The sequence below is a fragment of the Salinicola corii genome (genome assembly GCF_008298015.1).
Taxonomy (GTDB): Bacteria; Pseudomonadota; Gammaproteobacteria; order Pseudomonadales; family Halomonadaceae; genus Salinicola; species Salinicola corii.
Genome location: NZ_VTPX01000004.1, coordinates 398,182 through 410,792 on the forward strand (window position 1 = coordinate 398,182; position 12,611 = coordinate 410,792).

The window sequence follows — 12,611 nt, forward strand, 5'->3', positions numbered from 1 at the left end:
CGTCAATCCACACCCTGGGTCGAGGCCACCTGGCGATCGCGGCCGGCACCTAGCGCCATGACCAGCGCGCCCAGCGCAATCGCGCTCACCAGAATGCCCACCACGTTCCAGCCACCGCTCCAGTCGTGCAGCACGCCGACCAGCAACGGCCCCATTGCCGCCAGGGTATAGCCGATGCCCTGGGCCATCGCCGAGAGGCTGGCCGCGGTGATGGCATCCGGCGCGCGCAGCGCCAATAGGGTCAACGCCATGCTGAAGGTGCCGCCCTGGCCCAGCCCCAGGATCACAATCCACACCCATATGCTGCCGATCGGCGCATAGAGACAGCCCAGTAGGCCGATCAGGGTGAGCGCCATCACCCCGACCAGTACCGCCCGCTGGTCCCGCATGCGGCTGCCGATCCACGGCGCCAGGATCGCCGTGATCACCTGCAGCAGGATCGAGACCGACAGCGCCAGCCCCGCGGTGACCGCCGCCAGCCCGCGATCCTGCAGGATCGTCGGCAGCCAGCCGAACACGATGTACGCCAGCGACGACTGCAACCCCATGAACAGCGACACCTGCCACGCCAGCGGGTCGTGACGCAGGCGCGCACCGCGTCGAACGGGCACGCGAACGGGCTTGGTGCCCTTGAGCTGTGGCAGCCACAACAGCGCGGCGATCACCGCTGGCAGTAGCCAGAACGCCAGCGCACCCTGCCAGGCGCCGTGCGAGATACCTTGTGCAGCGTCCTGCCAGCCACCGCCGAGCAGCTGACGCAGCGGCTCGGTGGTGCCCGCGGCAGCGGAAGCGCCAAGATTGAGCGCCACGGTGTAGAGGCCGGTCATGATGCTGACGCGGCGGGGAAAGTCGCGCTTGACGATGCCCGGCAGCAACACCCCGATGATGCCGATACAGCTCCCGGCCACCGCCGTACCCAGGAACAGCCCCGCCGTGCCGACCGTTGTAACGACATAGGGCCGCGCCAGCAGCGCCACCGCCAATACCAGAAGCGCGGCGAACACGCTGCGTTCCGGGCCGATGCGACGCACCAGCCGTGGCGCCAGCGGTGCCGCCAGACCCAGGAACAGCACCGGCAGGGTGGTCAGGATGCCCTGCCAACTGGGGGAAAGCGCCAATGCCTCGGCAATGCTGCCAAGCACCGGCGACACGCTGGTTAGCGCCGGACGGAGGTTAAGCGCCACCAGCAGCAGCGCGACGAGAGTCAGAACGCCCCGGCGGGGCATCGCGGAAGTCGACAAGAGGACCATCCTTGGAGATCAAAAGATATTGCTGCACGGCGGCAAGCCAGGGGAGCAAGGGTAGCCGATCGCGGTCAATATCGGGGCGGTTCTAAGCCAATAGTTGAGGGTGATAGTGGTTTTGACTTCTGGAGCGGGGAGCTCAAGGGACGCCTCGGCAAGGAGCGCTTTTTCCCTCCATGTCCCGAGTTTCCCCGTTGTTCACGGTAGGGGATAGATCGTGACATGCCGTTCCAGATCGGCCGTCTGCTGTTGGTATTGGCGCGGCGTCATGCCCTTCTGCTCGCGGAAGTGGCGATTGAAATTGGAGAGATTGTTGTAGCCGACCTGAAAGCAGATATCGGCGATGGATTGTCGGCCTTCGAGCAACAGGCGGCAGGCGTGTCCTATGCGAATACGCCTGAGGAAGGCCACGAAGGTGTCGCCGGTGGCGTGCTTGAAGAAGCGCGAAAACGTGGAAGGAGTCATGCCGTACCGCTCGGCCAGCCTCGACATGCGCAGCTCTTCGTGGAAATGGTCGTGGATATAGCGCAGCACGGCATCGACCTGCTCGGAAGAGGTACTCCTGGCATCCAGGCCGTACCCGCGGCCAGCCAGGGTTCGGTACCCGCACTGCGAGAGGCTGCGGAGGATGGTCAGCATGGTCAACAGCCTGCCGGCGTTGTCCTGCTCGCCCATGGTGACCAGCAACTCGCCGCAGCGTGCCGCTTCCTCCCCTTCGAACTCCACACCCAGAGCCGAGTCCTCGATCAGCGCCGACAGGCAGTTGAGCTCCGGGCAGAGCTCCATCATGTGCTCCAGCCATTCGCCCTTGAACTGGAGCACGACATCGCGCCCCTCGATGACCGGCCTTGCCTCGTCGGGGTCGCTGAACCAGGCGTGCGGAATGTTCGGCCCCACCAGTACCAGGTTGCCGGGTCCGAAGCGGCCAATGTAATCGCCCACGAACGCATGCCCCTCCGAGTAACGGATGAGATGCAACTCGTACTCTGGGTGATAATTCCAGCGGGCGATGGGCGCGGGAAAATCATGGCAGTGCCAGTAGAAGCTGAACTTCGGATCCTGGGTGACGCTTTCGAAGACAGGCGCACCAAGACGAGTATCGTTGAGCTGCGCAGCGATCATGAGTTATCGGAGCCTCTTTCTATCAGCGCTATCAGGCTATCAGGCTATCAGCGCTATCAGGCCTGGATGAGGTCCACGCTCTGCCTGAAAAATGCCTGCACTGGTCCTCCTTTCCAGAGCCACTATATATCCTGAAACAGAGCAAAACAGTGGACTTTTATACCTTGGTATCAAGGTAGACTTTGGTCCTGCCAAGCCTATTGGATTGGTGGGGAATTTTTTTGAAGATCCCCTAAATAGCGATACAAAACAATCGGTTGAAAGCTGACCCAACAAGGTTTGCAAAAAAGTATCATTGTCTCGAAAATTACAGCCTAGCCGCTTTTCCGGCGCGAGGCGTAGGTTCATGGCCACGCCGATAGCGAGGGTGTGGTCGCGTATCGACCGGCTCTCGACCCATGTCAATATCTCCCGGGAAACGCGCCATGAAAGCCAGAGCCCTGGTGCTGGAAAAGCAACGCGAGCTGTCGCTACGCGAGATAGACCTGCCGGACCGACTCGGGCCCGACGATGTTCGCGTCCGCATACACACCGTCGGGATATGCGGCAGCGACGTCCACTATTACACCCATGGCCGGATCGGCCCCTTCGTGGTCCGCGAGCCGATGGTGCTCGGCCATGAAGCGTCCGGCGTGGTTACCGAGGTCGGCGGCAACGTCAACCACCTGCGGGTAGGCACGCGGGTGTGCATGGAGCCCGGCATCCCCGATCTCACCTCGCGTGCCGCCAGGCTGGGCGTCTATAACGTCGACCCCAGCGTACGTTTCTGGGCCACGCCGCCGGTGCATGGCTGCCTGACCCCCGAGGTCATCCACCCGGCGGCGTTCACCTTCGCGCTGCCCGATTCGGTCTCCTTCGCCGAGGGAGCGATGGTCGAGCCGTTCGCCATCGGCATGCAGGCGGTGGTCAAGGCGCGAATGCAGCCGGGCGACGTCTGCGTCGTCACCGGCGCCGGGCCGATCGGCCTGATGGTCGCCCTGGCCGCGCTGGCGGGGGGCGCCAGCGAAGTGCTGGTCTCCGACCTGGTCGAGGAGAAGCTGGCGATCGCGGCCCGCTACGCCGGCATCACCCCCGTCAATGTCTCGCAGGAGTCGCTGCACGAAGCCGTCGACCGGCGCTGCGGCGAGGAGTGGGGCGCCGACGTGGTGTTCGAGGCCAGCGGCAGCCCCCGGGTCTACGACGATGTGCTGGCCTGCGCCCGGCCCGCCGGCGCGGTCGTTCTGGTCGGCATGCCGGTGGAGCCGGTCACCTTCGATATCGTCTCGGCCCAGGCCAAGGAGCTGCGCATCGAGACGGTGTTCCGTTACGCCAACGTCTACGACCGGGCGATCGGCCTGATCGCCTCGGGCAAGGTCGATCTCAAGCCGCTGATCAGCGAGACCTTCGATTTCGAGCAGAGCATCGCCGCGTTCGAACGTGCCGCGAGTGCACGAACCGATGACGTCAAGCTACAGATCACGCTTGACGCCTGACCTCGCCAGCCCAGGAAGCACACTGGACCTGAACCCACCAAGAGGTGAACAACAATGACCCAGTTCAAGCGTCGCGACATACTGAAAGGAATGGGGGGACTCGCCGGCCTGTCGTTGATGGGGGCGGGATCGCTGCGTACGGCCCTGGCCCAGGGCATGGCCAGTGACGAGGCCTGGAGGCAGGCCAGCGGCACCACCATTCAGTTCATCTCCGAGAACACCCCGCCGACCACGGCGATCGCCGCCAACCTGGCGTCGTTCCAGGAGCTCACCGGCATCACCGTCAACATCACCGAGATGCAGCTGGGCGCCCTGGTCCAGAAGGTCGCGCTGGACTTCGGCGCCGGCCGCAGCGCCTTCGACGTGATCTATGCCGACCCCTATCAGGTGCTCGCGCCCTATCACCGCGGCCTGGTGGATCTCAACACCTTCATCAACGACGACCAGCAGCCGGTCGTGCCCAAGGGCATCGAGGACTTCATCCCCTCGCAACTGGCCGCCGCCGGCCGCTTCGAGGACGAGGAAAGCCTCTACACCTTGCCCTACGACTGCCCGACGATGATCTGGATCTACCGCCGCGACCTGTTCGAGAAATACCACGACCAGATGCAGCAGGATCTCGGCTTCGATCCCATGCCGTCGGATAGCACCACCTGGGAGCAGTACTACCAGATCGCCGCGTGGTTCAGTAACGGCAACGCCAGTGAGGTCAAGTACGGCACCGGCCATCAGGCCCAGCAGTACGACTCTTTGATGTGCGACTTCTCCAACGTGCTGTTCGCCTACGGCGGCAGCTACTTTGCCAATGGCGAGCAGGTCGGCCTGCTCGGCACCGACTCCCCCGGCGCCTGCCAGTTGACCAGCGACGCCTCGCTGGAAGCGGCGCGCTTCTATCAGAAGCTGCTCAAGGTCGCCCACCCCGGCAGCACCAGTTGGGACTGGACCGGCGTCGCCAACGCCTTCCAGAACGGCGAGTTCGCGATGATGCCGGAGTGGCACGAATTCGCCGGCTCGCTGGAAGGTTCGGACCTGAAGGGCAAGGTCGGCTACGCCCCGCTGCCCAAGGGCCCGGCGCGCAGCGCCAACCTGTGGGGCGGCACGGGCATCGGCATCAATGCCAACGCCTCGCCCGATAAGCAGAAAGCGGCCTGGCTGTTCCTGGTCTGGGCAACCTCGCCGCAGACCCAGTTGATGGGGCTGAAGAGCCAGGTCGGCGGCGGTACCCCGACCCGTCAGTCGGTCTACGACATGCCGGAGGTCAAGGCCGCCAGCACCCCGCCCACCGACATGCCCAACATGCTCACGGCGGACACCATGCTGACCGCCTGGCAGGAGGGTTACATCGGCCTGCGGCCCAAGATTCCCCAGTGGAACGAGGTCGACACGGTGATCTTCACCGAACTCTCCAAGATGCTGGCGGGGCAGATGTCCCCCGAGGAGACCATGCAGAGCGCCAAGCAGCGCATCGACCGCATCGTGGGGGCGTGAGGCATGGCGCTGCTGACCGCAAAACCCTCGGCGCGACGACAGGGATTCGAGCTGGCGATGATGTCGCCAGCCCTTTTCCTGCTCGCCCTGATCACGCTGGTCCCGTTCTTCTCGATCATCTGGATGAGCTTCAATGACGTCAGCCTGATGGGCGGACTGACCTTCGAGTTCTCGGGTCTCGATAACTGGCAGCGGGTGTTCACGGACCCGGACATCCGCTCCAGCTGGCTGATCAGCCTGTTCTACTTCCTGGCCACGGTGGGCCTGGAGATGATCCTCGGCACGGTGATGGCGCTGCTGGTCTACAGCCTGACCCGGGGCAGCAACATCATCATTTCGCTGTTGTTGATCCCGATGTTCATCGCCCCGGTGATCGTCGGGCTGCTCGGGCGCTTCATGCTCGACCCCAGCCACGGCCTGTATGCCTGGCTGCTCAATGAAACCGGCCTGTTCGACGGCAATATCCTCGGCAGCGTCGGCCCCGCCATGGTCGCGGTCATCCTCATGGACGTCTGGGAGTGGACCCCGCTGGTGGCGCTGATCGTGCTCGCCGGGCTCGCCTCGGTCCCCGAGGATATCCTGGAGGCGGCCGAGATGGACGGCGCCCAGTATGGCCAGAAGTTGCTCTATATCATCCTGCCGTCGATCTCCAACATCCTGCTGGTGGCACTGCTGATCCGCGCCATGGATGCGATCCGTTTCTTCGCGATCATCTTCATCACCACCAACGGCGGCCCGGCGGACTCCACCAAGATCATCCCCATCAGGCTCTACGACATCGCTTTCCGCTTCTTCGATCTGGGCTATGCCGCCGCCGTGGGCATCACCATGCTGGCGTTCTCGATCCTGGTCGCCAATGCGTTCATGAAGCTGCTCAAACGCCAGGAGAAGCGCTCATGACCGCTCCCAAGCGCTGGCTCTCCCTCACCGTCAAGATCGTGCTGCTGACGCTGCTGCTGCTGTGGACGCTGGTGCCGATCGTGTGGATGGTGCTCTCCTCGTTCAAACCGAACAGTGTCATCACGGCCAACACGCCACGGGTCTTCTTCACGCCCACCCTGGAGCACTACGCCTCGCTGTTCAGCGGCGGTAACAGCCTCTGGCCCTACCTGATGAACAGCTTGCTGATCGCCGGGGTCTCGACGCTGATCGCTGTAGTGCTCGGCTGCATGTCGGGTTTCGGGCTGTCGAGGATCCGGATCAAGGGCAAGCAGCACCTGGCGTTCTGGATCATCAGCACCCGCATGGCGCCGATCGCGGCGGTGATCGTGCCGCTGTACCTGCTGTTCCGCTATCTCTACCTGCTCGATACCCATGTCGGCCTGATCGTCGCCTACCTGAGTTTCAACCTGCCCTTCGCCATCTGGCTGATGACCGCCTTCTTCGACGACCTGCCGCCCGATCTGGAAGAGGCGGCGATGATCGACGGTGCCACCAAGTTCCAGGCGTTCCGCTACGTGGTGCTGCCGCTGATGACCCCCGGGCTGGTGACCACCGCCATCCTGTGCTTCATCTTCGCCTGGAACGACTACGCCTTCGCCCAGACCTTCTCCGGGCCCAGCACCCAGACCATCCCCATCGCCGCGGCTCAACTGCTGACCCAGACCGGAATCGACTGGGGCAAGCTGCTGGCGATCGGCACCATCGTGGTCTGCCCGATGGCGATCGCGGGGCTGCTGGTCAAGCGCTGGCTGGTCCAGGGGCTGACCATGGGCGCCGTGAAATGACGCACCGGCAGGCGAGTCCACACTGCAGCAGAGGGAGGAGACCAGCATGAACGTGATGTCGCAGTTCGACCTGAGCGGCAAGGTCGCCGTGGTCACCGGCGGCAACGGCGGGCTCGGCGAGGCGTTCGCCCACGCCCTGGCCGAGGCCGGAGCCAAGGTCGCCATCGCCGCCCGCGGACACGCCCGCAGCCTGGCAGTGGTCAAGGCCCTGGAAGACGCCGGGCACCGCGCCATGGCGGTGGAGGTGGACATTACCCAACCCGAGGCGGCGGACGCCCTGCTCGACGAGGTCGAAGCCAGCCTCGGCCCGGTCGATATCTTCCTCAACAACGCCGGCGCCTGCCAGCATGCGCCGGCGCTGGAGGTCACCCCCGAACGCTGGCGCGACATCTTCGACATCAACGTCCACGGGCTGTGGTACTGCGCCCAGGCCGCCGGCCGGCGGATGCAGTCGCGCGGCGGCGTGATCATCAACATCGGCTCGATCTCGGCGATGATCGTCAACCGCCCGCAGATGCAGCCCGCCTACAACGCCTCCAAGGCCGCCGTGCATCAATTGACCAAGTCACTGGCCGCCGAGTGGGCGCCCTACGGCATCCGCGTCAACGCACTGGCCCCCGGCTACGTCAAGACCGCGATGGCGCCGGTCGACGACCCCAGGTTCAAGCCGCGCTGGATCGACGACGCGCCCATGCAGCGCGCCGCGACTCCTGAAGAACTCGGCCCCACCATCGTCTACATGGCCAGCAACGCCTCGAGCTTCATGACCGGCTCCATCGTCGTCGTGGATGGCGGCTATACCCTCTGGTAGCGGCGATTCGCATGATTGTCCGCGAAGCGCTGGTCTCCAGACGCGGCGTGCTGGAGCTGGTGCTGGAGGAGAACCTACTGGATGCCACTGCGCTCGCCGATAACCTGCGTCCGGAGAGTATGATCGCGCTTAGGCTGGCACCGCTGAGCGTCTAGCCTCGAGGTATCCGGTCTCTAGCGTAAATAGAGGCAGTGACGCTGGGTCACTGCCTCTTCGTTTACCCGGTCTGGTAAGGCGAGTCGCCAGCGCACCCCGAATGGCGAGCCGTCGATGGCCATCAGGTCGTCGACGCGGCAGTGGGCTCCTCTGCCAGTCGCATCAATGTCAGGAGGTTAAAATTAGAGGCGCCTCTATTTCAAATCATGGGCAAAAATGAAATAGTGGCATCGCCAATTTTAACTTCGTGAGGAGCGCCCATGCAGCGCGGGCTGACCGGCCAATACACCCCCAGCATCGCCGGTGGCGTTGGTTGCCAGGCCTTCATTCCGGCGCCACTGCCCCCCGAGCCCGCGCTGTCACTGGATGACAAGCTACAGCGTCGGCTCTCCGCCGCCCATATCGCTCTGGGGCGGCTCGATGGCATCTCGATGCTGCTGCCCGACGCCCAGCTGTTTCTCTACAGCTATGTACGTAAGGAAGCGGTGATGTCCTCGCAGATCGAGGGCACGCAGTCGTCGCTCAGCGACCTCATGATCTACGAGATGGACGGCATTCCCGGTGTCCCGATGGATGACGTGCAGGAAGTCTCCTGCTACGTGCGGGCGCTCAACCTGGGCGTTCAGCGCATTCGCGAAGGGCAGCCGATCACGATCCGGCTCGTGCGTGAGCTGCATGACGCCTTGATGACCCACGGGCGCGGCACGCATCGCCGCCCGGGTGAGTTCCGCCAGAACCAGGTCTGGATCGGCGGGCACCGTGCCGATGAAGCCGCTTTCGTGCCACCCCCGGCCAACCAGCTCGCCGACTGTTGGAGTGCCTTCGAGCACTTTCTCAATGACGAGCCGGCGGCGACGGAACCGGTGATCAAGGCCGCCCTGGGCCACGTGCAGTTCGAAACCATCCACCCGTTCATGGATGGCAATGGCCGGCTCGGACGTCTGCTGATTCCGCTGATCCTGGTGCAGGCGGGCATCCTGACGGAGCCGCTGCTCTATCTCTCGGTGTTCTTCAAACGCCACCGGCAGGTCTATTACGAGCACCTCCAGAACGTGCGCCTGACCGGCGATTGGGAAAGCTGGTTGCTCTTTTTCGTCGATGCCATCGCCGATACTGCCAACCATGCCGTTGCCACGGCGCAGGCGCTCAATGCGCTACTGGCCCGGGACAAGGCGCGCCTGAGCGAGCTTGGCCGCCTATGCGGCTCCGCGACCCAGGTACTGGAAGCGCTCTACCGCCACCCCATCGCCAATATCGCCACGCTGCACCGGGACACCGGGCTGACCCAGGCCACCGTCGGCAAGGTGCTGGAAGCCCTGGCGCAGCAGTTGAATATCGTACGGGAGCTGACCGGCCAGAAGCGCAACCGGGTGTTCGCCTATGGCGACTATATCGAGCTATTGAATCGGGAGTCGTGATGCCTCCCGTTGCCGTTTTTCATTGTTCATCGCACTCACCTACGCGTGAGTGACTTTCAGGATCGTTTGCATGCCACTGACCCTTCCCCAACTCGAACGCCACCTATTCAGTGCCGCCGATATTCTGCGCGGCAAGATGGATGCCTCCGAGTTCAAGGAGTACATCTTCGGAATGCTGTTCCTCAAGCGCTGCTCGGACGTGTTCGACGAGCGCTATGCGCAGGTCGTCAGTGAGCAGATAGCCAAGGGCAAGACCGAGGCGGAAGCGGCCCAGATCGCCGAGAACCGCATCTGGTACAAGACGAGCTTCTACGTGCCGGAAACCTCGCGCTGGCGCTATCTGCTCAACGAGGCCCATAAGAACGTGGGCGATTTTCTCAACACCGCCCTGGGTGGCCTGGAGCAGGGCAACACCAGCCTGCAGGATGTGCTGGAGCATATCGACTTCAACCGTAAGGTGGGGCAGAGCAAGATTTCCGACGCCAAACTGCGCGGACTGATCCAGCATTTCAACAAGCACCGGCTGCGTGACCGGGATTTCGAATTCCCGGACCTGCTGGGGGCGGCCTATGAATACCTGATTGGCGATTTCGCCGACTCCGCGGGCAAGAAAGGCGGCGAGTTCTATACGCCCCGCTCGGTTGTACGGATGATGGTGCGGTTACTAGACCCGCAGCAGAATCACAGCGTTTACGACCCCTGCTGCGGTTCCGGCGGTATGTTGATCGCCTCGAAGGAGTGGGTCGACGAGCACGGCGGAGAGGGCTATCGGCTCGACTGCCATGGACAGGAGAACGCCGGTACCGTCTGGTCGATTGCCAAGATGAACATGCTGCTGCACGGCATCACCACCGCGAACCTACAAAACGACGACACGCTGGAAAACCCGCGCCACCTCACACAAGAAGGCGAACTGCGCCACTTTGATCGCATTCTAACCAATCCGCCGTTCTCCTATAACTTCGGCAGCAAAGATACGGACGACAGCGGTCAACCGGTGTTTCAGCCTGAATTTCGCAGTGAACGTTTCAAGTACGGCGAGGTGCCGCTGGGCTCGAAGAAAGCCGACCTGATGTTCCTGCAGCATATGTTGGCGGTGTGCGCCGATGGCGGCATGGTCGCCACCGTCATGCCCCATGGCGTGCTGTTTCGTGGCGGTGAAGAGAAAAACATTCGCAAAGGCATCATCGAAGACGACCTGCTTGAAGCCGTCATCGGCCTGCCGCCCAACTTGTTCTATGGCACCGGCATTCCGGCCTGCATTCTGATCCTGCGTCAGCGTCACAGCATTGGTGCCCATCAGGTAGCCAGCAAGCACCCGGAGAATCAGGGCAAGGTGCTGTTCATCAATGCCGACCGCGAATACTTCGAAGGTCGCGCCCAGAATCATCTGATGCCGGAGCATATCGAAAAGATCGCCGCCATCTACGAGGCCTTCGCTGCGGGCCAGGGGCAGGACGTGCCTGGCTTTGCCAGTATCGTCAGCGTCGAGACGCTGCGAGAGAACGGCTATAACCTCAACATCCGCCGCTACGCCGACAATGCGCCGCCGCCGGAACCCCACGACGTGCATGCCCATCTGGTCGGGGGCATTCCCGAGGCCGAAATCGAGGCCAAACGGCCGCTGCTCGATGCCCAGGGGCTCGACCCAGCGGCGGTGTTCGCACCCAAGCCCGGTGACATCGGGTATTGGCTGTTCCGCGAATCTATCGCCACCAAGGCCGATATCAAGCCCGCCATCGAGCACAACGCCGGGGTACTGGCGCAAGAGCAGGCGCTACGCGAGGCGTTCGAGACGTGGTGGCAGCGCCACCGCCAAAGCATCACCGCACTGGCCCAGCACCGTGAATACGCAGCGCTACGCAAAGAACTGCTCAACAGCTTCACCGAAAGCCTGCATCCGGTAGGCCTGCTGGACGACTTTCAGGTCAGCGGCATGATCGCGGGCTTCTGGCACCAGCAGAAGTACGACTTTCTCACCCTGATGGCGCGGGATGCCCATGGCGTAGTCGATGCCTGGCGCACCAGCATCGTCACGGCGCTGGAAGACAAACTCGACAAGGAAGACCCGCTGGAGCACAAACTGGTGAAGTTTTTGCTCGGTGGGTTCCTCGAAGCGCTGCAAACCCTGGAGCAGCAGCAGGCGGAGCTCGACAGCCAGATCAAGGCCGCCGAGGAGCAGTTGCCGAAGCCCAGCAGCAGCGACGACGATGATGAGAGCGATAACAGCGACGGCGAGGAGATGCTTTCCGAGATCGAGTGCGCCAAGCTGGAAAAACAGATCAAGGAGTGGAAAAAGCAGCGCACCGCGCTGGTGAAAAAGCTCAAGGCCAAGCGCGCCACCCTGCCGGATGAACTCAACGGCAAGGTCGACGCGCTGGATAACGCCCAGGCCGCCGAGCTGCTACTGACCATTCTGCACCACGATATGACGGCCATCGTCGAGCGCTATATCGGCAACCAGCGCCAGCAGGTCGTCGCGGCGGTGGAAAACTGGTGGGACAAGTACAAGGTAACGCTGACCGAGATCGAACAGGCGCGGGACAAGGCCGCGAAGACGCTGGCCGGGTATCTGGAGGGGCTGGGGTATGTCTAACGAGTGCACTCTAGGAGAAGTCGTTTATCCAGTGGCGGATAAAGTCGAGGGAGTAAAAGATTCTTCTCTTAACTATGTGGGGCTCGAGCACTTGAGTTCTGGGGGTGGCTATTTAAAGGGGTATGCTGCGTCCAGTACGTCAATTAGCACCAACTCTGTTTTCAGAGCGGGTGATGTTATTTTTGGAAAGCTTCGGCCAAATTTGAGAAAAAGCGTTCTTGCTCCCTTTGATGGGTATTGTTCTACCGATCTTCTAGTGTTGCGTACCGTCGAAGGTGTATTGCCAGAATATGCTGCAAGAGTTTTTCAGTCTGAACATGTTTTTCGATACGCGGAAAAAACTGCTGTAGGGACAAAGATGCCCAGAACGTCTTGGGCGCAACTGAAAAAGTTAAAAATTTTTGTTCCCCATTTTTCAGAACAAAAAGCCATCGCCAATATCCTTGACACGGCGGTCTCAAGTTCCAAGCGCAACGCTAGTGGACACGATTGCCCTGCCCAGCAACAGAGCGCTGCAGGACTTCCGTAAAAACCTCAAGGGGTGGCCGCCAACCCAGCGTTTGACGAGGGCGTTCAT

General features: G+C 62.5%; 11 protein-coding genes. 9 read left to right on the plus strand and 2 right to left on the minus strand.

Annotated features, from left to right (window positions below; all coding sequences use genetic code 11):
- Positions 1-2: 2 nt before the first annotated feature.
- Together F0A16_RS10255 and F0A16_RS10260 are read right to left on the minus strand one after the other, a co-directional pair.
- On the minus strand, positions 3-1,250 hold the full coding sequence (locus F0A16_RS10255; protein WP_149435286.1) for a CynX/NimT family MFS transporter: 1,248 nt from the start codon (positions 1,248-1,250) through the stop codon (positions 3-5).
- 192 nt (positions 1,251-1,442) lie between these two features.
- Positions 1,443-2,366 (minus strand): helix-turn-helix domain-containing protein, encoded by a 924-nt coding sequence (locus F0A16_RS10260; RefSeq protein ID WP_149435287.1) that lies wholly within the window; start codon positions 2,364-2,366, stop codon positions 1,443-1,445.
- Positions 2,367-2,791: 425 nt separating this feature from the next.
- Here F0A16_RS10260 and F0A16_RS10265 point away from each other — a divergent pair, with 425 nt between their 5' ends.
- From F0A16_RS10265 to F0A16_RS10300, 9 genes are all read left to right on the plus strand, one after another.
- Positions 2,792-3,838, plus strand: a complete 1,047-nt coding sequence (locus tag F0A16_RS10265; protein WP_149435288.1) for an NAD(P)-dependent alcohol dehydrogenase — start codon at positions 2,792-2,794, stop codon at positions 3,836-3,838.
- Between the two features lie 54 nt (positions 3,839-3,892).
- A complete protein-coding gene (locus tag F0A16_RS10270; RefSeq protein WP_149435289.1) occupies positions 3,893-5,326 on the plus strand; it encodes an ABC transporter substrate-binding protein in 1,434 nt (477 codons plus the stop codon).
- Positions 5,327-5,329: 3 nt separating this feature from the next.
- On the plus strand, positions 5,330-6,226 hold the full coding sequence (locus F0A16_RS10275; protein WP_149435290.1) for a carbohydrate ABC transporter permease: 897 nt from the start codon (positions 5,330-5,332) through the stop codon (positions 6,224-6,226).
- Positions 6,223-7,053, plus strand: a complete 831-nt coding sequence (locus F0A16_RS10280; RefSeq protein ID WP_149435291.1) for a carbohydrate ABC transporter permease — start codon at positions 6,223-6,225, stop codon at positions 7,051-7,053. The genes F0A16_RS10275 and F0A16_RS10280 overlap by 4 nt, the downstream gene beginning before the upstream one ends.
- Before the next feature lie 46 nt (positions 7,054-7,099).
- Positions 7,100-7,864: an SDR family oxidoreductase gene (locus F0A16_RS10285; RefSeq protein WP_149435292.1), complete on the plus strand. Its 765-nt coding sequence runs from the start codon at positions 7,100-7,102 to the stop codon at positions 7,862-7,864.
- Between the two features lie 11 nt (positions 7,865-7,875).
- The gene (locus F0A16_RS21700; RefSeq protein ID WP_187775971.1) at positions 7,876-8,019 is read left to right on the plus strand and encodes a hypothetical protein; all 144 of its coding nucleotides are present in this window, start codon (positions 7,876-7,878) and stop codon (positions 8,017-8,019) included.
- 261 nt (positions 8,020-8,280) lie between these two features.
- The gene (locus tag F0A16_RS10290) at positions 8,281-9,438 is read left to right on the plus strand and encodes a Fic family protein (RefSeq protein ID WP_149435293.1); all 1,158 of its coding nucleotides are present in this window, start codon (positions 8,281-8,283) and stop codon (positions 9,436-9,438) included.
- A gap of 70 nt (positions 9,439-9,508) precedes the next feature.
- On the plus strand, positions 9,509-12,034 hold the full coding sequence (locus F0A16_RS10295; protein ID WP_149435294.1) for a type I restriction-modification system subunit M: 2,526 nt from the start codon (positions 9,509-9,511) through the stop codon (positions 12,032-12,034).
- A 31-nt stretch (positions 12,035-12,065) separates the two neighbouring features.
- Positions 12,066-12,563: a restriction endonuclease subunit S gene (locus tag F0A16_RS10300; RefSeq protein WP_187775966.1), complete on the plus strand. Its 498-nt coding sequence runs from the start codon at positions 12,066-12,068 to the stop codon at positions 12,561-12,563.
- Positions 12,564-12,611: the final 48 nt, after the last annotated feature.